General features: G+C 61.1%; 17 protein-coding genes and 1 other annotated feature. Of the genes, 8 read left to right on the plus strand and 9 right to left on the minus strand.

The window, feature by feature from the left end:
- Window positions 1-45: 45 nt before the first annotated feature.
- Together M516_RS0108195 and M516_RS24655 are read right to left on the minus strand one after the other, a co-directional pair.
- A complete protein-coding gene (locus M516_RS0108195) occupies window positions 46-1158 on the minus strand; it encodes an aminopeptidase (protein WP_029098692.1) in 1113 nt (370 codons plus the stop codon).
- A gap of 162 nt (window positions 1159-1320) precedes the next feature.
- Window positions 1321-1416, minus strand: a complete 96-nt coding sequence (locus M516_RS24655) for a YjcZ family sporulation protein (RefSeq protein ID WP_029098693.1) — start codon at window positions 1414-1416, stop codon at window positions 1321-1323.
- Between the two features lie 173 nt (window positions 1417-1589).
- On the opposite strand from M516_RS24655, the gene M516_RS0108205 reads away from it, so the two are divergent.
- The 3 genes from M516_RS0108205 to ytxJ all read left to right on the plus strand — a co-directional run bounded on the left by M516_RS0108205 (window position 1590) and on the right by ytxJ (window position 2957).
- Window positions 1590-1823, plus strand: a complete 234-nt coding sequence (locus M516_RS0108205; RefSeq protein WP_029098694.1) for a hypothetical protein — start codon at window positions 1590-1592, stop codon at window positions 1821-1823.
- 223 nt (window positions 1824-2046) lie between these two features.
- A complete protein-coding gene (locus M516_RS0108210) occupies window positions 2047-2445 on the plus strand; it encodes a hypothetical protein (RefSeq protein WP_029098695.1) in 399 nt (132 codons plus the stop codon).
- Between the two features lie 185 nt (window positions 2446-2630).
- Window positions 2631-2957, plus strand: a complete 327-nt coding sequence (gene ytxJ, locus M516_RS0108215) for a bacillithiol system redox-active protein YtxJ (RefSeq protein ID WP_029098696.1) — start codon at window positions 2631-2633, stop codon at window positions 2955-2957.
- A gap of 170 nt (window positions 2958-3127) precedes the next feature.
- Here the strand turns inward: ytxJ and M516_RS0108220 are convergent, their stop codons facing one another.
- Entirely contained in the window at window positions 3128-5305 is a 2178-nt protein-coding gene (locus M516_RS0108220) for a cell division protein FtsA (protein ID WP_029098697.1), read from the minus strand.
- A 254-nt stretch (window positions 5306-5559) separates the two neighbouring features.
- Between M516_RS0108220 and M516_RS0108225 the strand changes: the two genes are divergently transcribed.
- From M516_RS0108225 to M516_RS0108240, 4 genes are all read left to right on the plus strand, one after another.
- Entirely contained in the window at window positions 5560-6657 is a 1098-nt protein-coding gene (locus tag M516_RS0108225; RefSeq protein WP_029098698.1) for a bifunctional 3-deoxy-7-phosphoheptulonate synthase/chorismate mutase, read from the plus strand.
- A gap of 127 nt (window positions 6658-6784) precedes the next feature.
- Window positions 6785-7093, plus strand: a complete 309-nt coding sequence (locus tag M516_RS0108230; RefSeq protein WP_029098699.1) for a metal-sensitive transcriptional regulator — start codon at window positions 6785-6787, stop codon at window positions 7091-7093.
- A gap of 114 nt (window positions 7094-7207) precedes the next feature.
- Window positions 7208-8218 (plus strand): catabolite control protein A, encoded by a 1011-nt coding sequence (gene ccpA / locus M516_RS0108235; RefSeq protein WP_029098700.1) that lies wholly within the window; start codon window positions 7208-7210, stop codon window positions 8216-8218.
- A gap of 54 nt (window positions 8219-8272) precedes the next feature.
- Window positions 8273-9199: a 5'-methylthioadenosine/adenosylhomocysteine nucleosidase gene (locus M516_RS0108240; RefSeq protein ID WP_029098701.1), complete on the plus strand. Its 927-nt coding sequence runs from the start codon at window positions 8273-8275 to the stop codon at window positions 9197-9199.
- An 85-nt stretch (window positions 9200-9284) separates the two neighbouring features.
- Here the strand turns inward: M516_RS0108240 and M516_RS0108245 are convergent, their stop codons facing one another.
- The 4 genes from M516_RS0108245 to M516_RS0108260 form a co-directional block, all read right to left on the minus strand.
- Window positions 9285-10442 carry an acetoin utilization protein AcuC gene (locus M516_RS0108245; RefSeq protein ID WP_029098702.1) on the minus strand — a complete coding sequence of 386 codons (1158 nt, stop codon included), beginning with the start codon at window positions 10440-10442 and terminating at the stop codon, window positions 9285-9287.
- Window positions 10439-11083, minus strand: coding sequence for a CBS and ACT domain-containing protein (locus M516_RS0108250; protein WP_029098703.1), 645 nt, complete (start codon window positions 11081-11083; stop codon window positions 10439-10441). Before M516_RS0108250 ends, M516_RS0108245 begins: the two co-directional genes overlap by 4 nt.
- 30 nt (window positions 11084-11113) lie before the next feature.
- Window positions 11114-11746: a GNAT family N-acetyltransferase gene (locus tag M516_RS0108255; RefSeq protein ID WP_029098704.1), complete on the minus strand. Its 633-nt coding sequence runs from the start codon at window positions 11744-11746 to the stop codon at window positions 11114-11116.
- Between the two features lie 81 nt (window positions 11747-11827).
- Window positions 11828-14932: a transglycosylase domain-containing protein gene (locus M516_RS0108260; RefSeq protein WP_029098705.1), complete on the minus strand. Its 3105-nt coding sequence runs from the start codon at window positions 14930-14932 to the stop codon at window positions 11828-11830.
- 120 nt (window positions 14933-15052) lie between these two features.
- Window positions 15053-15270 (plus strand) — a binding site (T-box leader).
- A 62-nt stretch (window positions 15271-15332) separates the two neighbouring features.
- On the opposite strand from M516_RS0108260, the gene tyrS reads away from it, so the two are divergent.
- Window positions 15333-16604 (plus strand): tyrosine--tRNA ligase, encoded by a 1272-nt coding sequence (tyrS, locus tag M516_RS0108265; protein ID WP_029098706.1) that lies wholly within the window; start codon window positions 15333-15335, stop codon window positions 16602-16604.
- A 142-nt stretch (window positions 16605-16746) separates the two neighbouring features.
- Here tyrS and rpsD read toward each other — a convergent pair whose 3' ends face one another.
- Together rpsD and M516_RS0108275 are read right to left on the minus strand one after the other, a co-directional pair.
- Window positions 16747-17343, minus strand: a complete 597-nt coding sequence (gene rpsD / locus M516_RS0108270) for a 30S ribosomal protein S4 (protein WP_029098707.1) — start codon at window positions 17341-17343, stop codon at window positions 16747-16749.
- Window positions 17344-17649: 306 nt separating this feature from the next.
- Window positions 17650-19929 (minus strand): S-layer homology domain-containing protein, encoded by a 2280-nt coding sequence (locus M516_RS0108275; RefSeq protein WP_029098708.1) that lies wholly within the window; start codon window positions 19927-19929, stop codon window positions 17650-17652.
- Window positions 19930-19969: the final 40 nt, after the last annotated feature.

Genomic DNA, 19969 nt, shown 5'->3' on the forward strand with positions numbered 1-19969 from the left:
AAGGGATGCTGCGTCCCTTCGCTTTTTTGTGCGGCGCCTGTTGCGTTATTTCAGGTTTTCCGGGTTGAGGCATTCCAGCTCCGGAACCACAAAGCGGCCGTCTTTGCGGATCAGGCGATCGTCGAACCAGATCTCGCCGCCGCCCCACTCCGGACGCTGGATGCAGACCAGGTCCCAGTGGATGGACGACTTGTTGCCGTTGAACGCTTCGTCGTAGGCCTGACCGGGCGTGAAGTGGAAGCTGCCGTCGATTTTTTCGTCGAACAGGATGTCTTTCATCGGGTTCTGGATGTACGGGTTGACCCCGATGGCAAATTCGCCGATGTAGCGCGCGCCTTCGTCCGTGTCGAACACTTCGTTGATCCGCTTCGTGTCGTTGGCGGTCGCGTCGACGATTTTGCCGTCCTTGAAGGTCAGCTTGATGTTGTCAAACGTGTAGCCCTGGTACGGCGACGGGGTGTTGTAGCTGATGACGCCGTTGACGGAGTCGCGGACGGGAGCGGTGAACACTTCGCCGTCCGGGATGTTGGCTTGCCCGGCGCACTTGATCGCCGGAATGCCTTTGATGGAAAAGGTGAGATCGGTGCCCGGGCCGGTGATGCGCACCTTGTCCGTCTTTTCCATCAGCTCGACGAGGCTGTCCATCGCCTTGTCCATCTTGCCGTAATCCAGGGTACAGACCTTGAAGTAGAAGTCTTCGAAGGCATCGGTGCTCATGTTGGCCAACTGGGCCATGGACGCGTTGGGGTAGCGCAGCACGACCCACTTCGTCTCCGGCACGCGCACGTCCAGCACGGGACGAAGCAGGAGCTTGGAGTAGAGCTGCATCTTGTCCCCCGGTACGTCGGACAGCTCGCTGATGTTGTCGCCGCCGCGGATGCCGATGTAGCAGTCCATTTGCTTCATAAAGGAAACCTCCGCGTCGCGCATCACGCCCAACTGCGTTTCGTTTGCGCCGAGCAGGAGTTCCCGCTGGATCGTTTGGTCGATCAACTGCACGTACGGGTTGCCGCCCGCCTCGTACACCTTGCGGATGACGGCGCGAACCAGTTCGCTTACCGCGCCGATCGCGTAGATGAGAACGTTTTCACCGCGCTGGACGCGCGTCGAGTAGTTCACCAGGACATCGGCCAGTTTGTCGATACGGGGATCTTTCATCGGAAGGATGTACCTCGCTTTCCATTGCATTCAGTATGTATTGTACACAAATCGACGAGAAAAAAGCTACCCGTGGTCAGGGTAGCGTGCGTATGAAACGCGCTGTGCAGGATTCGGTGCTAATGTATATGCAATCATTTGCGCGGATGTGCGCACTGCCGTTTAATTGTCGCACGAACAACCAACAATTACCAGCAGGATGAACAGGATCAACACCAGAGTGAAATCGTCCAGGTCGCCGTTAAAGATGCTGCTCATCAAACATCCTCCTTTTGTTTGTTAAGCCTCTTGTGCTTACATCCATAACATATGGGTTTTCGCACAGAGCTGTAACGGGCAAATGCCCATTTTTGGGAAGTATATTATTCTGAAAACATGGAAAAGCTAGAGGATACGAAAAGACTATGCGAAACGAAAGGATGGCAGTTGTCATGCGCAGAGCTTTGTCCAGCACGCCTCACGAAATCCCGGCGATCCTGATCAGCGTCGGCGAGGATTTTAAATCGATTGTATGGAAGGCACAGTACGATATGGATTTTAATACGGAATGCCTGTTTTGTTTTTCCGAGCGAATCACCGGATACCGCGTCGAGGACGAGCTGGGCCGTTCCGGAAAAGTGGCCGTCTGCCCCCATTGCGAGAAAGTGAACGCCATTTACGCCTGATCGCCGGCAGTGTTGCCGAGCGATGCCGCTTGGTGCCTGCGCCCGGCGGTTGATCCCCTGTCCGGTCCAGTTCTCACGGACGGATGGAGGTCAGCCGCCGGGCGTTTTTTCGCTGCTTGGGACTGACAATCCATCCACCAAGTACCACCTCGTTTGGGGCAGGATTGCAGGGAGAAGGCTCGAATAGTAGGAGGAGTATACAGATGCGGATAGAGGTGAACCCATGTACAAGAAATGCAGCCGCTGCGGAAGTGACATGGAGCTCGTGCTGCGCAACGTCGTGTACCGCAGCCGCGTGAAAATCATGAACGTGCCGGTACACGTCTGCGGAAACGATGCCTGCGGTCATTCCCAGGTGGTGGACGTCATCAAAGATGATCTGAAGAAACTCATGGAGGAATGGGGGCAACATCCGCAGCGCCAATCGATTGAATTTGAAGAAGTGTCGGAGCTTTCCCATTTGATGGTGCTCATCGCCAAAGAGAAAGAGGATGCGACTGTGCGAGAGGCGCTGCAGGAGCGGGTGAACGAACTCCTGGACCTGTTTTTGCTGGCCCGATCGCTGGGGGATCAGAATTGGATGCACGAACTGCGGCAGCGTTTGACGAAGATCATGGTCTAGGCGAACCGGGTTGTCCTCACGGCAGGGACGGCTCTTTTTTCGCTGTGCCGCGATATCACGGATGCGGTGATGAGGCAGTGCCCCGCGGATCAGCGGACCGCATCCACACTTGAAACGTAGACTTCGCCGATGCGATTCCGTATACTGGTAACCACATGCACCAGATGTGAGAGGAGCGATTCATCGTGACGGAAGTACAACTGCACACGCTGGAAGAACTGGATCAATTCGTGGCGGGCGCGGGCAAGCGGCTGCTGTTTAAGCACAGCACCATCTGCCCGATCAGCTCGGCCGCTTATGAAGAGTTTCAGGCGTTTCTTCGCGAACAGGAACTCCCCGCGGCGGTGATTCTCGTGCGCGAGGACCGTCCCGTCTCCAACGCGGTGGAGGAGCGCTTTGGCATCAAGCACGAGTCGCCGCAGATCTTTCTGTTGGAGGACGGCCAGGTAAAATGGCACACCTCCCACTGGAAAATTACCAAGGACGCCATCCGTGAGGCGGTGCAGGGCTAGAGTGGATGCGGCGAACGACGGGGGAGGGTGCGGGGAGCGGCAAGCGTCCGCCCTTCGCATGAAACGGCGGGCGGCTTGGCCCCATCGCGGCGTGCCGCGAATCGAAAACGCAAAAAAACGGGTGGGCATTGTAAGGGCCGCACCCGTTTTTTTCTGTGCAGAGCATACGGTTACTCCCAATACAGCTCCAGCTTGTCGCCGCTCTTCAACTCCGTCTGGAACGAGGCCGGCTCCCCGTTGACCAGCGTCACCAGGCGGGAGATGCCTTCGCCCGTCGGCTTTTCCAGCGAGACGTCGACATAGCGGAAGACGTCGCTGAACAGGGGCGCGGCAGGAGCGGCGGCCTTCACCGTAATCACCGCGCCGTCCCGGACGGGATCGTCCGCCTGGGCGGGGAGGCCGTCCATCGTGATGGATACGCCGCCCACGGGCAGCACGACAGGCTGACCGTTGAAGTGGACGGTGATCGTCTCCTGCCCCCACTCCTCGGGAGGAATGACGTCGCGGATGGCGGGGATCGACGGCTCTTCCGCCCGGAATACCAGATCATCGCCCGGCCGCACGCGATCGTCCAGTGCGGCCGGTTTGCCGTTTACCTCCACCCGGAGGATGCGGGCTGGCAGGGTGTACGACCGGCCGTTGACGCTGAACCGGAGGGGAGGCGTCGCTTCTTCGTCTCCGTCCGGGAGCAGCCCCGCTTCCCGCAGCACCTCTTCCACCGTGCGGGGCAGGCGGATCTCCACCTCGCTGCGGTCGGCGAGCGGGGCGTCCAGCGGCTGCCGCACGCCGTTGACCAGGGCGATGGGGCCGAGCGAAAGCGGTTGGCCGTTGCAGGTGAGTTCCAGCGTGTCCAGGTGGTCCAGCAGATCGAGCACCCGCGCCTCCGCTTCCCGGCCGTCCTGACCGGGCACGACGACGATCACATCGCCGTCGGCCACGGGGGCGTCCAGGCCCGACGCTTCCCCGTTTTTCTCAATGACGGGCGGGGTGCCGTGGCCGCCCGGAATGATTTTGATCCGGCCGTTCACGGTCAGCGAAATCGCCATGCCGGGGCGGCCGTAGAGGCGGCGGATGTCCATGCCGGCCGCGATCAGGGCGTCACCGAGCGTCATTTTGCGCAGGTCGAAGATGCGGACCGGCGCGTCGTTGACGGTGACGGTCACGTATTTGACCGGATGGCGGCGCGCCGCGACGGCGATGCCGACAGGCGTCACGAATTCCGGTCCGGTGATTTGCGGATGTTCGTCCACAAACTGCCGGATGGCGTCCGCTCCCCGGACGGCGACGCGGGCCGGCGGCAGCTTCAGCGCTTCCGCGACGCGTTCCGTCAGTCTTGGCGTCAGGCTGCCTCCGCCGATCAGCATCACGGCCTGCGGCGGCTTGCCGTTCAGTTCCAGGATTTTGTTCGCGATGTTGGCGGCCAGGTGGCGGATGTCGCTGTCGATGGCGGCCGCCACCTCGGCGGAAGACAGGCTGTGCTCCATCCCGAGAATGTCGGTGAATGTCACCGTTTCGCGGGAAGTGAGCGCTCGCTTCACTTCCTCCGCCATCGGGAAGTCGAGCAAAAAGGCGTTCATCAGGGCGTCGGTGATCTCGTCGCCGGCCACCGGCACCATGCCGTAGGCGGTGATTGCCCCTTCCTCGGTCAGGGCCACGTCAGAGGTGCCGGCGCCGATGTCCACCAACGCGATGTTCAGCCTGCGCATGGTGACGGGGATCAGCACGTTGATTGCCGCGATCGGTTCCAGGGTCAGCGCCTGCATTTCCAGGTCGCAGCGCTGCAGCGCCGCCAGCAGCGAGTCCACGACCACGCGGGGCAAAAACGTGGCGATCACGTCGACGCTGGCCGTCTCCCCGCGCTGGTCGATCAGGCTGCCGATCAGTTCACCGTCCAGGTAGTAGTTGACGACGCTGTACCCGACGCAGTAGTAGCGGGTGACGTCCCGTTCGTTCAGCTCCTGCGCCAGTTGGGCCTGGGCTTCCTGCACGGCGGAAAACTCCAGGGCCAGCACGTCGTCGCGGGAGATGGCGGCGTGCCGGGCGATCGGCATCTCCATCCGCACCCGCCGCGTCCGCAGCGAACGGCCGGCCGCCGCCACGGCCACCCGTTTCAGCGGGCCGTGCGTTTCTTCCAACTGCTCCTTGACCTGCCGAATGACTTTGGAGACGGCGACGACGTCGTGAATCTGTCCGTCCAGCATGGAGCGTTCGTCATGCTCGCGGATGGCGCAGTCGACGATGCGGAACCGATCGCCCACCGGTTCCACGATCAGCCCGACCACGCTGCGGGTTCCAATATCCAAAGCAAAGATCAGCTCATCCGAGGCTGTTTGCACAATGTCCGACAAAACCAGGTCACTCCTCGTTCCGGAGGAAAATCCGGGAAATCACTTCGGGAATGATTTCGACTCGAAGCGCGGAGAATCCTGTCGAAACAGGCAATCTTCTCGACAGGAGGAATTTTGCAAACGTTTTAAAACAAATTTACAATTTACTTTCGCGCTTTTTGGCGCTAAACTGCTGACAAGGGCAGTTTGATTGATTATAATAACCCTAATTTATCGTGTGAGTACAAAGGAAAACGAGGAGAGTGGAGACGAAGATGGCACACGACCAAATCGAAACCATGCGCAAACAGATCGACGAGATCAACCTGCAGATTCTCTCGTTGATCAACAGGCGGGCCGAACTCGTCCAGGAGCTGGGCAAGGAAAAGGTGAAGCAGGGTGTCAACCCCTTCGACCCGGAACGGGAGCGCCAAATGCTCACCCAACTGGTGGAAAACAACAACGGTCCGTTCAGCGACAACACGATCCGCCACCTGTTCAAGCAAATTTTCCAGGCGTCGCTCGACCTGATGAACGACGACAACAAAAAGGTTCTCTTGGTCAGCCGCAAGAAACAGCCGGAAGACACCGTGATCACGGTCAAGGGCGTGGAGTTCGGCGGAGGCCGTCCGATCCTGATTGCCGGCCCGTGCTCCGTGGAGAGCTACGAGCAGGTGCGCTCCGTGGCGGAGAATCACGTCAAGCGCGGTCTTCGCGTCCTGCGCGGGGGAGCGTACAAACCGCGCACCTCGCCGTACGACTTCCAGGGCCTGGGCGTGGAAGGCCTGGAGATTCTCAAGCGGATCGGGGACGAATTCAACCTGGTGACGATCAGCGAAATCGTCAATCCCGCTGACCTGGAACTGGCCACCCGCTACATCGACGTGATTCAGATCGGGGCCCGCAACATGCAGAACTTTGAACTGCTGAAAGCGGCCGGACGCATCAACCATCCGATCCTGCTGAAGCGCGGGCTGTCGGCGACGATCGAAGAGTTCATCTACGCTGCGGAGTACATCCTGTCCGAGGGCAACAAGCAGGTAATGCTCTGCGAGCGCGGCATCCGCACCTACGAGAAAGCGACCCGCAACACGCTGGACATCTCCGCCGTGCCGCTGTTGAAACAGGAGACCCACCTGCCGGTATTCGTCGACGTGACCCACTCCACCGGCCGCCGCGATCTGCTCCTGCCTACGGCCAAGGCCGGTCTCGCTGTCGGCGCGGACGGCGTCATGATCGAAGTGCACCCGGATCCGGACGTCGCCCTGTCCGACGCCAAGCAGCAGGTCAACATCCCGCAGTTCAACCATATCCTCGACGAACTGCTCGCATCCGGTCTTTATAAGGAAGAAACGGCAACGGTGAGGCGCTGATCCGTCCGTCTGAATAAGCAGTGTCCAGGGCTCTTCCGATCGGCGGGAGGGCCCTCCTCATTTGACGAAACGCGTCCCAGCCAGTAAGCTAAGCACAAGAGGACATGGCTGAAGGGAGCGATGGCGGATGAGTGAACAGGAGCACTGCTGTACGTCGGAGCGGTCCACCCCGCGTCCGGACAAGATCAAGAGCAATCTCATCTCCCGGCTGAACCGGGTGGAAGGACAAATTCGCGGCATCCGCGGCATGGTGGAAAAGGACGTGTACTGCGACGACATCCTGAATCAGATCGCGGCGGCCCAGTCGGCGCTGAACGCGGTGGGCAGAATGCTGCTGGAAGGACACATGAAAAGCTGTGTCATCGACCGCATTCAACAGGGAGACAGCGAAGTGATTGACGAACTCTTGAAGACGATGAACAAACTGATGAGATGAGGGGCCGCTCGCCCGGAAAACGATTGCAACCGGGCACGGCTTGTCGTATCATAAGTGCATACATTTATGAAAATGATCATGAAAACCATAAAATGGGGAAAGTGAGGGTATGTGATGCCGGTTACTATCTATGATGTGGCACGAGAAGCGGGAGTTTCGATGGCGACGGTTTCCCGGGTTGTCAACGGGAACCCGAATGTCAAACCATTGACGCGCAAAAAAGTGTTGGCTGCGATCGAACGACTCGGGTATCGGCCCAACGCAGTCGCGCGCGGATTGGCCAGCAAGAAAACAACGACGGTCGGTGTCATCATCCCGGACATCTCCAGTCTGTTTTTTTCCGAATTGGCCCGTGGCATCGAAGATATCGCCACCATGTACAAGTACAACATCATCCTGTGCAATTCGGACCAGCGCATGGAAAAGGAACTGCAGTTGATCAACACGCTTTTGGAAAAGCAGGTGGACGGCCTTTTGTTCATGGGAGCGGAAATCAAGGAAGACCATTTGCAGGCGCTCACCAGCGCATCGGTGCCGACCGTTCTGGCAGCGACGCGGGATGCGGACAACACGCTGCCGTCCGTCACCATCGACCATTTCCAGGCGGCCTACGACGCCACCAAGGCGCTGATCGATCACGGACACAAGCGGATCGCGATGATCACCGGACCGATCAACGACCCGCTGGGCGGTCTGATGCGCTACGAGGGCTACAAAAAGGCGCTGGCCGACGCCGGGATTCCGCTTGACGAGAAGCTGGTGGCCCACGGCAACTACTTCTACGAATCGGGGCTGCGCACCGCCGGAGAGTTTCTCAAGCTGTCCGACCCGCCGACCGCCATTTTTGCCGCCAGCGACGAAATGGCGATCGGGGCGATTCACGCCGTGCAGGATGCCGGCTTGAACGTGCCGGCCGACATCGAAGTGATCGGGCACGACAACATCCGGCTGGTGGAAATGGTGCGGCCGCGGCTCACCTCGGTCGTCCAGCCGATGTACGACATCGGAGCGGTGGCGATGCGCCTGTTGACCAAGTACATGAACAACGAGCACGTGGAGGAGCACGTCGTGCTGCTGCCCCACCGCATCGAATACCGCGAAAGCACCCGGCCGCGGGAAAACTGAAGCGCCGCGAGGGACGAAGCGTTTGACAGCAGGAGGAGCAGGAGGGAAAAAGAGATGCGCATTGGGATTATCGGCGCGATGGACGAGGAAATTGCGCTGTATCTGGAAGCGATGACCGGCACGGTCAGCACGGAGAAGGCGGGTATTGTCTACCACGAGGGAGAGATGGAGGGAACATCCGTCGTTCTCTGTAAATCGGGGGTGGGCAAGGTAAACGCCGCCGTCACCACGCAAATGCTGATCGATCAGTTCAAGGTGGACCGCGTCATTTTCACCGGGGTGGCGGGAGCGGTTCACCCCGATCTGAACATCGGCGATATCGTCGTCTCCACGGACTGTGTGCAGCACGACATTGACGTGACGGCACTGGGATTTGCTCCCGGCCAGATTCCGTACACCGAGCAGTGGGTGTGGCAGGCAGACCCGGCGCTGCGGGAGCTGGCAATCGCAGCGGGCAAAGACCTGGAAGACGGCGTGCAGGTCGCGAGCGGGCGGATTCTCTCCGGCGACCAGTTCGTCGCCAGCAGGGAAAAGGTCAAGTGGCTCCGCGAGCAGTTTGACGCCCACTGCACGGAGATGGAGGGCGCTGCCGTCGCGCAGGTGTGCGCCATGAACGGCGTGCCGTTTGTGATCGTTCGCTCCATGTCGGACAAGGCGGACGGCTCCGCGCACGTCAACTTCGCGGAGTTTACCCAGTTGGCGTCCCGCCGTTCTTACGCGATCGTCAGCCGGATGCTGCGCGCGATGACGCCCGGCGTGATCGTATACTCCACCAAAAACTGCATCGACTGCGACATGGTGAAACAGTGGCTGACCGCAAAGGGCGTCGCGTTTGAGGTGCGGGACGTGATGACCAGCCGCGCCTACCAGGAAGAAGTGGAGCGCTTCGGCTTCATGGGCGTGCCCGTGACGGTGGTCGGCGGCAAAGCGGTCAAAGGCTTCCAGCCGGACGAGCTGGAGAAGCTGCTGAGCCGTTCGTAACGAAACGCGCATGAAAAAACCGGTTTCTCGCGGGAGAGACCGGTTTTTCGTTTTTGGCCGGCGAGCCGGCCCGCTGGCTGCCCGTTCAGTTGTCCGCTCCGATCGGCGCGTACATCAGCGCCCTCTCCAGCGTGATGCGGTTTTTCTCGGTGATCTCCGCGCGGCGGGGGATCGGGGGAAACGGGTCGTCAAACAGCCGGGCCGGCAGTTCCAGACTGCTCAGCGGCTGCCAGCGGGAGCGCCACGCCTCCGGCAGCGGGCCGTCCGCGAGCGGCTGATCGGTCATCTCGCTCCAGAGCAGCGTCCAGGCGCGGGGCACCACCCGCCAGATGTCGTAGCCTCCGCCGCCCACGGCGATCCAGCGGCCCTGGCACCACTCGTGCGCCAGGCGATGAGCCAGCCGGGGAATCTCCTGGTAGATGCGCATTGAACAGGAGAGGTGCGTAAGCGGGTCGTAGGCGTGGGCGTCGCAGCCGTTTTGCGTCACGATCACGTCCGGCTTGAAGCCGCGCGCCAATTTGGGAACCAACTCGTGGTAAATGTCCAAAAACGACTGATCTTCTGTAAACGCTTCCAGAGGAATGTTAACCGTATAGCCGTAGCCGCTGCCTTCCCCCCGCTCCGTCAGGCTGCCGGTGCCGGGAAAGAGGTATTTGCCGGTCTCGTGCAGGGAGACGGTCAGGACGTTGGGATCGTCGTAAAAGGCCCACTGCACGCCGTCTCCGTGATGGGCGTCGGTGTCGATGTACAGGATCCTGGCGTCCCAGTGCTTGCGCAGATAGGCGATGGCGACGGAGCAGTCGTTGTAGATGCAAAAGCCGGATGCCCGCCCGCGAAAGGCGTGGTGCAGCCCGCCGGCGGGGTTGAAGGCGTGCTCCGCCTGACCGTTCATCACCGCGTCCACCGCCTGCAGGGTGCCGCCGACGATCAGGGCGGCGGCCTCGTGCATCTGCCGGAAGCAGGGGACGTCTTCGGTGCCAATCCCGTACCCCGCCGCCAGCGGCAGCTCGGCGTCGCTTTCCCCCTGCTGCCGCACAAACTGGATGTAGCGCGGATCGTGGATCAGGGCCAGTTCCTCGTCGGTCGCCATCCGCGGCGGCAGGATGTCGGCGTCGTTCAGCAATCCGTAGGCGCTCATCAGATCGTAGGTCAGGAGCAGACGGCGCTGGTTGAACGGATGTTCGTCGTGAAAGTAATACCGGGTGTAGTCGGCGGAGTAGATCAGACGAGCGTTGCGGCTCAACGCCGGTCCCCCCCTTCCCCGGGAGCGACGACCGCAAAGCCCTTGTCGCGCAGCAGTTGAACGACGGGGCGCGGGTCGATCGTCTGGACGCGGAAGACCAGATTCTTCCTGCCCGGCCGGCCCCCGGGGAAGACGACCACGCTGCAGACGTTCACCTGGGCTTCACGCATCACCTGGCTGACTTCCGCCAGCATGCCCACGCGGTCGTCCACCTCCACCTCGATGTGGGAACTGGGTTTGTTCACGCCAAACAGTTCGATCAGGCTGTTGAACAGGTCCGATTCCGTGATGATGCCGACCAGCCGGTTTCCTTCCACGACCGGGAGCGAACCCACCTTGTGTTCGTAGATTTGCACCGCCGCGTCTTCGATGAAATCGAGCGGATGGGCGGTGATCACCTGACGCTGCATGATGTCCGCCACCGGCTTTTGCAGGACGGTGTGATCGTCGTCGTGCACGAGCAGCGTGGACGGCAGGGCATCGCGCAGGTCGCGGTCGGAGATGATTCCCACGAGGCGCTCCTGTTCCACGACGGGCAGATGCCGGATGCGGTTGCCGCGCAGCAGTTTCAGCGCGTCGCCGATGCTGGTGGCGGGGTGGACGGTGACGACCCGCCGGCGCATGATCTTCTCGATTCGCATGGGCAAAACCTCCCCCTTTCCCTGGCGCTCCTAATAGAAATAGCGGTTTTGAAAGCGCATGGCGTCAAAAGCGGCGATGCTCTCCGGCGGGACCCGCCTGCCGATTCGGGCCATCAGGCAGTTGGCCGGATGAGAGCAGATTTCCGGATCGTCCGTGGCCATCCAGACCATGCCGACGCTGCCCATCACCTTTTCCATCACTTTCCGGTACTGCCACACATCCAGCCCCGTTCCTTTCAGGTCCCAGTGCCAGTAATATTCCGTCGTGATGACGATATAGTCTTCCATCGCGTCGTCCGCAAAGGCCACCTGCAGCATCGTCTTGGCAACGCCGCCGCCCCGCACGGCCTGGCTGACTTCGATTGCCCCCAGCTCGAGCAGGTCGGGGAGTTGGGCCTGCGACCAGCGCTCCAGCGGGTCGGGATAGAGAAACGTGACGTAGCCCAGCACCAGGTCCTCTTCCCGGGCCACGATAATCCGCCCCTCCGGCAGGGCGGCAATTTCCACGAGGGCCTTGTGCTGCTCTTCGGGAACGCGGAATGCCTTGAGCCCTTCGTCGAAGCGGAGGGAGGCCAGACGTTCCGGTTCGATGGGCCCTTCCACCAGCAGCCGCTTTCCGCCGGCGACGAGCTGCTGTGAATGATAGCGCTTGACGTGCTTCATCGATGCACCTCCTGGTCTAGAAAACAAGAGATGGCAGCCAAACCATCTCTTGTTCACCTCTCTATCCCTATCATACGTCGTTTAGTGGGCGGAGACGCTGTTCGATTGCGGCGATTCTCCGAAACTGTTGACGGCGGTGACGTAATACGTGCCGCCGGCGTCTTCGGTCATGTGCACGTAGCTGGTGCCGGTCACCGATTCCAGGAGCAGGTATCCGGTTGCCGGGTCCGGGCTGAAGTAGACGTTGTACGCGATGACCTGTTCATTTGCGCTGTTGGCCTTCCACTGCAGCTTCCAGCCGCCCTGGGCCTTTTTCAGCGTCAAAGACTTGGGCGCACTGGGCGGCGCGGCAGCGGGCTCTCCGCCGTTTCCGGCCGGCTCTCCGCCGGATCCGACGCCGGTCGAACCGTTTGGTCCAGGGAGCGGCGTTTCCGTTTGGCCGGGGACGGTCGGGTTCCCCCAGGTGCCTGCGGAATCGCCGGCCGAGGCCACCGCTGACGGCGCCGACTCCTGGCCGGTGATGTCCACGGCGGTGACGTAGTAGCCGTACCGCCCGCCGTTTGCCGACGCATCCGTATAGCTGAGCACGGCCGGGTCCTTCACCGTGGCGATGCGGACGAATCCGTTCTGCGCGTTGGCGCGGTAGACGCGGTAGCCGATCAGGTCCGCTTCGCCGCCTGACTTCCACGAAAGCGTCACGTGCTCGCCGGAACGGACGGCGGTGACGTTGGCAGGAGCGGCGGGAGCGCCGGCCACCTCGGTCCTGGGGTCCTCCTTGTCGGGCAGGCGCTGCTCCCAATCGAGCGGCTTGGCGCTGGCCTTTTTGTTTTTGGCGAGAATCTGCTCCTTGTCGGGCAGCGGGTCCGGCGAGCGGAAGAAGATGCCCTCCGACACGAAGTCGTCCGGCGTCCCTTCCTTGGCCAGGTAGCGCTCGCCGTTGTAGAGGACGACGCGGGCTTTCTGGTGGGAGTCGTCCGTTTTGGTCGGCAGGAACTGCCGGTTGAACAGATCGGTGATCAGATGCCCCGCCTCTTTGGACAGTTCGCTCGGCAGGAGCCCGGACTTGCTGTCCACGGTGGCGGTAACGATGCCGGCCGGTTTGTCGAAGGTCTTGTCGGGCGGCGACAAGTCCGGGTGTTTGTCGAGAATCTGTTTCATGATCTTGCCCCACACGGCCATCGGCACGTATTTGTCCCGGTCCGGTATGGGATAGGGCTCGTCGTACCCGATCCAGACGCCCATGGAAAGGTCGGGGGTGTACCCGACGAACCACAGGTCGTTGCTGTTGTTGGTCGTCCCCGTCTTGCCGGCGACGTCCACCTTGCGCGGAACGTACTGGCGGATGTGGGTGCCGGTGCCGGCGTTGACCACCGAGCGGAGCACGTCCGTGATCAGATAGGCGGTCTGTTCGCTGTACACCTGTACCGGCTCCCCTTCGTGCCGGTAGATGACCCTGCCCTGGCTGTCCTCGATCCGCTCGATCAGGTAGGCGTCCACGAACGACCCGTGGTTGGCAAAGGTGGCGTAGGCGTTGGTGATTTCCTCCACCGTCAATCCGTACGTCAGCCCGCCGATCACCCCCGTGGCGGCGTAATTGTCGCTGTCGACGAGCGTGGTGACGCCCATTTTCTTCACGTATTCCAGCGCCGTCGGGATGCCTACCTTCAGGTACGTCTTGATCGCCGGGATGTTCCAGGACATCCGCAGCGCTTCGCGGGCGCTCATGATGCCGTGAAACTTGTTGTTCCAGTTCATCGGCAGGTGGGAGCCGGTTTGCCCGTCCGCCAGCAGCACGGGGGAATCGTCGATCGGCGAGGCGGGCTGCAGCAGTCCCAGTTCAAACGCGGGCGCGTAGGCGGCCAGCGGCTTCATGGCCGAACCCGGCTGACGGGGAACGGTGGCGTGGTTGGTCTGTTCCACGTTGAAATCCCGTCCGCCGATCATGCCGAGGATGGCGCCGGTTTTGTTGTGAATCAGCATGGCGCCCACTTCTTCCAGGGCGTTTTCGATCTTTTCCGTCTTGCCGTTGGAGCGGCGAATCGTGTATGTCGCGTTTTTTCCGAAGTTTTTCGGGTCCTGGGCCACGTCCTGCATGATCGCGTTGACGTCCTTGTCGATCGTGGTGTACACCTTGTAGCCGTTGCGCAGGATGTCGCGACGCTTCTCTTCGATCAGTTGGCGGTACTCGTTGCGTCCGACGCTGGACTTGTCCCGCCCTTTTTCCTTTAATTCGGTGTCGACCAGCGCGCGGGCGGCCCGCTCTTCGATTTCCATCATCAGGAACGGCACTTCCCGGTACGCCTGCTGCGTCGGTTTGGCCAGCCGCGCCTTCAGATCGGACGCCAGCGCTTCATCGTACTGGGCCTGGGTGATGTACCCGTTTTCCATCATCCGGTCCAGCACCATTTTCTGGCGATCTTTTCCGCGCCGGTACCCTTCGGAGTTAAACGGCGAATACGCCCCGGGATTTTGAATCATCCCCGCCAGATAGGAGGCTTCCGCCAGGTCCAGGTCCTTCACGTCCTTGTTGAAAATGCCCTTGGCCGCGGCCTGGACGCCGTACACATTGGAGCCGTTGGCGTTTTTCCCGAGGTAGATCTCGTTCATGTAGGCTTCGAGAATCTGGTCCTTGGAAAACATCCGCTCGATGCGCAGCGCGTTGAAGATCTCCCGCGCTTTGCGCATGTGGCTCACTTCATGGGAGAGGATGGTGTTTTTGACCAACTGCTGGGTCAGCGTGCTGCCGCCGGTGACGACAGGCTGGTTGGTCAAGTCCTGATAGGCGCCGCGCAGCGTCGACTGGAGCACGACTCCCTTGTGGTGAAAGAAGTTTTTGTCTTCGGTGGCGATGATGGCGTTGATCAGATAAGGAGAGACTTCGGATTTCCTCACCAGCCGCCTGTCCCCTTCGGACGCGCGGAGCTGTCCGATCAGCGAACCGTCGTTGTAATAGGCGAAGCCGGTGAGGTAGTTGGTGAAGATTTTTTTCTGCAGTTCTTCCCGGCTGCGCACAGGCTCGTCCTTGACGAGCGCGGCGACGTAGCCTGTCACGATGCCTCCGGCCAGAATGACGCCCAACAGCCCCATCAGCAGCAGGCCCTGGACCATCAGCAGGACTGTCCGCCTGCGGCCGCGGCGGCGCTTGCGCTTGGCCGGTTCAGAGGAAGAAGAGTGCTTGTTCGACATAGATCTACGACCCCCTAGCGTTATCCTGATTATACCATAGGAGGGATCGGGAGGATAGAAGTGCGCCGTTGACAGGGGATAGCCGCTGTGCAACAATAACGGTGTACGTTTTTACAGCAGACCGTGGCGTCGAACGGTGACAGTAGCGAGTGACAAGCGGAGTTTTCAGAGAGCTGGTGGTCGGTGCAAACCAGCCCCTTCCACATCGCGAAGTACACGCCGGGAGCCTTCCGGACAATCCGGACGGAGCAGGCCGTTACCCTGCGCAATGAGCGGAAAGGGTGCCGTGCGCATCTTTTCAATTAGGGTGGTACCGCGGGTGCAGACTCGTCCCTAACCAGGGGCGGGTTTTTCTTATTTTTATGGATGTCAGGGATCAAGGAAAAGGAGCTGTACAGGGATGAGTGTCGAACAGACAAACGAGACGTACGCGCTGACGGAAGCGCAGAAGCAGGAAGTGGAACGCCAGTTGGCGGTGATTCGCCGAGGGGCGGTGGAAATCATTCCCGAGGAGGAGCTGCGGCGCAAGCTGGAGCGCTTTGTCGCGACCGGCCGGCCGCTGAAAGTGAAGCTGGGGCTGGATCCGTCCGCTCCCGACATTCACGTCGGCCATACGGTCGTGCTGCAAAAGCTGCGCCAGTTCCAGGAGCTGGGCCACACCATCCAACTGGTCATCGGCGACTTCACCGGCCGCATCGGCGACCCGACGGGCAAGTCGGAGACGCGCAAGCAGTTGACCGAGGAACAGGTGAAGGAAAACGCGAAAAGCTACGTGGAGCAGTTCGGCAAGGTGCTGGATGCCAGCCGCGTGGAAGTGCACTACAACTCCAGTTGGCTGGCGCCGCTGACGTTCGCCGACGTCGTGCAGTTGGCGGCCAAGACCACGGTGGCCCGGATGATGGAGCGGGACGATTTCGAGAAGCGCTTCAACAGCGGCCAGGCCATCTCGCTGCATGAATTCTTCTACCCGCTGATGCAGGGCTACGATTCGGTGGCGCTGGAAAGCGACGTGGAGCTGGGCGGCACCGACCAGAAGTTCAACCTGCTGATGGGCCGCCACCTGCAGAAAGAGTTCGGCCAGGAGCAGCAGGTGATCCTCACCATGCCGCTGTTGGAAGGGCTGGACGGCGTGCAGAAGATGTCCAAGAGCCTGGGCAACTACATCGGGGTCAACGAGCCGCCGAACGAAATTTACGGCAAAGCGATGTCCGTGCCGGACGAGCTGATGCTCCGCTACTACGAACTGGCGACCGACATCTCCAGCGAGGAACTGGAAGCGCTGAAGAGCGGCCTCGCCGACGGCAGCGTGCACCCGCGCGACGCCAAGATGCGGCTGGCGAAAACCTTTGTGCGCATGTTCCACGGGGAGGAGGCGGCAGAAGAGGCGGAGACCTACTTCAAAACCGTCTTCCAGCAGCGCGCCCTGCCGACCGATCTGCCGGAAGTGGCGCTGGATGCGTCCGCGTACGAAAACGGCGAGGCCAACATTGTCAATCTCGTGTTTGACCTGAAGCTGGTCGACTCCAAGGGGGAAGCCCGCCGCATGGTGCAGCAGGGGGCGGTCAAGGTAAACGAGGAGAAAGTGGCCGACATCAATCAGAGCGTGCCGCTTGCGGACGGCATGGTCGTCCAGGTGGGCAAGCGGAAGTTTGCAAAGGTAAAGCTGGGATAACGCCACGAAAGCCCGTGCCGTTTTGGCGCGGGTTTTCTTCTTTATGTTAGCGACGGCATGCAGCGGATGAAAAAACGTTGCGCCCATCAAAAAAGAGCAGGCCGGCAATCGGCACTGCTCTTTTTTCGACTCGCTCCACAGATTAACGGCTGTAGAACTCGACGATCAGTTTTTCGTTGATTTCCGCCGGCATTTCTTCGCGGTCCGGCAGGCGGGTGAACGTACCTTCCATCGCGTTGTCGTTGAACGAGATGTAGTTCGGCAGGAAGCTGCGCGCTTCCAGCGAATCCTTGATGATTTGCAGGTTGCGGGACTTCTCGCGAACGCTGATCACGTCGCCCGGTTGTACGCGGTAGGACGGGATGTTCACTTTTTTGCCGTTTACCAGGAAGTGGCCGTGGTTAACCAGTTGGCGCGCAGCCGGACGAGTCGGCGCGAAGCCCATGCGGTATACCACGTTGTCCAGACGGGATTCCAGCAGTTTCATGAAGTTTTCGCCAACAACGCCGTGCATTTTGGTAGCTTGCTCGAACGTGCGGCGGAATTGTTTCTCGCTTACGCCGAACATGTGGCGCAGTTTTTGTTTTTCTTGCAGCTGGATGCCGTATTCGCTCAGTTTGCGACGGCTGTGGCCGTGTTGGCCAGGCGGGAAGTTGCGCTTGATGTCTTTGCCGGTGCCATCCAGGGAGATGCCCAGACGACGGGCCAGTTTGTGACGTGGACCAGTGTAACGTGCCATGTTTTCATTCTCCTTTGAAATGGGATTCACAGGTGTTTACTTCCGGAAGGCTAGTTCCATCTTTACCTACACGAACTTCGGACGGTAGCGTTTCCGCATCGTGCTCCTCACAGGTAGTTCAGCCGCAGCCTGTAAAGGGATGAAACTAAGAGGGTGATACCTCCCGTTTTTACCTGCAATCAATGCTACCCTGTACACATACATCCAATATTATAGTCTTGGGCCGCGCAAAGTCAAGGAAAATGTACGGGGCGGCCTGCTTAGGTCCGCCCCGGCTGCGTTCCCGTCCGCCGGTTTAGCTGCCGGTTAAAACGTGCGGCTCTCTTCCAGCTCGCTCCGCTTTTCCAGGAAACGGGCAAACGCGATGGCGGCGTCGGCCCGGGAGACGCTGCCCTTCGGCCGGAACTCCCCTTCGCCGGGCGGCATGATGCCCAGCGTCGTCACGATGACGATGGCGCCCCGGTGTGTGGACTGGTCGATGTCGGTCAGCTTCGTCGCGAACATCTCGGTGTGCTCCGCCAGTTTGCGGTATCCCAGGGCGCGCACGATCATGTCCGCCAACTCCTCCCGGGTGATCGTCTCATCCGGCTTCAGCGACGGGGAGTCCTTGTCCAGCAGGCCGCGGTCGACGGCGGCTTCGACGGCGGCGAAGTAGCGGGAGTCGCTGGCGACGTCGCGAAAGCTCGCTTTCCGCTCGGCGGCCAAGGGCAAAACCCGTCCCTCGTTGAGGCTGAGCATCAGCATCTGGATCATTTCGCCGCGGGTGATGCTCCGCTCCGGCAGGATGTTCCCGTCGATCAGGGAGAGCGCCTCGTACTCGTACATCAGCATGAGCTCTTTTTCGGCAGGGTGTCCCTTCAGGTCGGCGGGGGCGGGACGATGAAGCTGGATCGGCTTGCCCGTCGACAGGCTGCGCCAGCCGCCGCTGACGGCGTCAAAGACGTACGGCTGATCCAGCGGCGTCACTGCGGCGCGGTACACCAGTTTCGCCTTGCGCGCGGGCAAAGTGGCGGCTTTGCCGACGCGGGAAGCGGTCGCGCCATCCGGGAAGGACTCGAGCGCGTAGACCGCTTCCACCTCCGTTTCATTCTGCCAGGCCGCCAGCGCTTCTTCGGCGGGGCGGTGTTTCGGCACCTGCGCCGGGTAGGTTTCCGGTCCCACATTCACGTTGTAGGAGAGCAGTTCGCCGGTGGCGGCATCAAACGAGACGCTGGCGGAGCCGGTGGCGGCCGGAATGCCGTTGACCAGCCGCTGGAACCGCACCTCGTACCGCTCGGCGTCCGGCTGCTGCGGCTCCGCCGATTCCGTCAGATAGAGCCGGTCGGCCCAGGTCGGCGTCCAGGAGCGGATCGCTTCCGCCGCTTTTTTCTTCAAGCTGTCCGCGTCTGCGTTTTTGGCCGCCGCCTTTCGCGGCTCCGGCAGCCGGTTGTTTTTGCTGAAGTGGTACACGTCCCCGTTGAGCGCGTCCATGGCGATGAAGACATAGCTTTGGCCGGTGGCGTTCTTCGCTTCGTATTCCAGGTTCCAGACCGGCCGGCTGCCGTTGTAGTCCTTTTCGTTGTAGGTGGCGGCACGCAGTTGGTATCCGGAGAGGTCAAACGTCCGTTCCGCCAACTGGACGGCGGCATCCTGTCCGAGCGGGCTGCCCGTGTGGCGCGGGGGCAGGCGCTTGCCGCTTGCGGGCGGTTTCTCCGCCTCGGGTTTGAGCGGCGCGAGCGTCTCCGTCAAGGGCGTGCCGTCTCCTGCGTCCAGGTAAAAGGAGAACGGGTTCTGATAGGCCAGAATCGGGTTGTTCCGCTCCTCTCCCCGCGCATCCCAGGGAAGCACGTAGGAGAGCTTCGCTTTCGCGTGCTGCTTGAACAGCGCGGCGGCTTCCTCGGGCGAAAGCATCCGCTGCGGCTTTTCAAAGCGGACGCCGTCGCTCCAGCTCAGCGTGTAGCCGGTGACCGTACCGGCGGCGCTGACGGTGATGTCCGCGCCGTTGTCGGGGAACGGCACGCCGTCCACCAGGCGGACAAACCGGAACGTGTAGGAGGTGCCGGCATCAAGCGGCGTTTTGGGCTGCGGCAGATCGCGCACATACAGGCGGGTCGCCGCCGCTTTGGCCGGGTTGTGCCGGGCGAGGAACTGCTCCGCCACCTTCTGTGCCTCGGCATACGACACGCGGCTGGTGTAGGCGGGTTTGGACGGATGTTGTTCGTAGCGGGAATAGCCGGTCAGCTCCCCGCTGTCGGCGTGGATGCTGACGGTATAGGAGAACGTGATCTCGTTTTGGTTCCGGTCTTTTTTCACCCAGATAAACGTCCATTCCGGAAACGTGCGCCAGATGTCAGCCGAACGGAACGACACGTTTTCCAGCTCCAGTCCCTCCGGAACCAGTTGTCTGGCGATGTTCAGCGCCGCCTCCTTGGACAGTTTGGCTTTGCCGGCGGCATCGGCCAGCGGCTTGCCCGCCGGGGCGCTGACCGGTCCGGACTGGACGGGGGCGGCGGACGGCAGCAATTGCTCCGCGTAAGCCTGGGCGGCAGGCGCCAGCAGGGCGGCGCTCAGCACAACGGAGCCCGATCGGATGATCCACGGTTTCATGTACAATCCCTCCACGGTGTCAAAATCAAGCGTACACCTT

This window comes from Brevibacillus thermoruber 423 (genome assembly GCF_000454065.1).
Classification (GTDB): domain Bacteria; phylum Bacillota; class Bacilli; order Brevibacillales; family Brevibacillaceae; genus Brevibacillus; species Brevibacillus thermoruber.

Coding starts and splice junctions, on each gene's coding strand:
- M516_RS24655 (WP_029098693.1), bottom strand. CDS start 1,416: ATGAGCAGCATCTTTAACGGCGACCTGGACGATTTCACTCTGGTGTTG.
- M516_RS0108255 (WP_029098704.1), bottom strand. CDS start 11,746: ATGAAGCACGTCAAGCGCTATCATTCACAGCAGCTCGTCGCCGGCGGA.
- M516_RS0108195 (WP_029098692.1), bottom strand. CDS start 1,158: ATGAAAGATCCCCGTATCGACAAACTGGCCGATGTCCTGGTGAACTAC.
- M516_RS0108275 (WP_029098708.1), bottom strand. CDS start 19,929: ATGAAACCGTGGATCATCCGATCGGGCTCCGTTGTGCTGAGCGCCGCC.
- M516_RS0108260 (WP_029098705.1), bottom strand. CDS start 14,932: ATGTCGAACAAGCACTCTTCTTCCTCTGAACCGGCCAAGCGCAAGCGC.
- M516_RS0108210 (WP_029098695.1), top strand. CDS start 2,047: ATGTACAAGAAATGCAGCCGCTGCGGAAGTGACATGGAGCTCGTGCTG.
- M516_RS0108205 (WP_029098694.1), top strand. CDS start 1,590: ATGCGCAGAGCTTTGTCCAGCACGCCTCACGAAATCCCGGCGATCCTG.
- M516_RS0108240 (WP_029098701.1), top strand. CDS start 8,273: ATGCGCATTGGGATTATCGGCGCGATGGACGAGGAAATTGCGCTGTAT.
- M516_RS0108225 (WP_029098698.1), top strand. CDS start 5,560: ATGGCACACGACCAAATCGAAACCATGCGCAAACAGATCGACGAGATC.
- M516_RS0108230 (WP_029098699.1), top strand. CDS start 6,785: ATGAGTGAACAGGAGCACTGCTGTACGTCGGAGCGGTCCACCCCGCGT.
- ccpA (WP_029098700.1), top strand. CDS start 7,208: ATGCCGGTTACTATCTATGATGTGGCACGAGAAGCGGGAGTTTCGATG.
- rpsD (WP_029098707.1), bottom strand. CDS start 17,343: ATGGCACGTTACACTGGTCCACGTCACAAACTGGCCCGTCGTCTGGGC.
- tyrS (WP_029098706.1), top strand. CDS start 15,333: ATGAGTGTCGAACAGACAAACGAGACGTACGCGCTGACGGAAGCGCAG.
- M516_RS0108250 (WP_029098703.1), bottom strand. CDS start 11,083: ATGCGAATCGAGAAGATCATGCGCCGGCGGGTCGTCACCGTCCACCCC.